At 47.3% G+C, this 262-nt stretch carries 1 protein-coding gene; it reads right to left on the minus strand.

Annotation, left to right across the window (positions count from 1 at the left end):
* The coding region (locus ACYQ78_RS39750) for a hypothetical protein (protein WP_459806168.1) at positions 1–234 on the minus strand (234 nt) is incomplete at its 3' end.
* Positions 235–262: the final 28 nt, after the last annotated feature.

Below are 262 nucleotides of genomic sequence, written 5' to 3' on the forward strand. Positions count from 1 at the left end.
CTGGGCCTCAGCTTTTTTCTGCCCAGACGATTCCACTGCAGCAGTGACAGCTCTTAGCTCAAACAAATTCACTCGAGCATTTTCAGCCTCCTTTTCGTCAGTGAGTTTTTGTCTCTCTAACAAGCCTTTCGCCATTTGTTCTGTTCTCTTTGCTTCGTGCACAGCAGCTCGCTCGATGGACTTGGTGGATATTTCAATGGCCATCTGTACAGACTTGCTGAGACTCTCGCTCATGTGAAGATCCACAGGTTCAATACTTTGG

It is taken from the genome of Herbidospora sp. RD11066 (genome assembly GCF_054661255.1).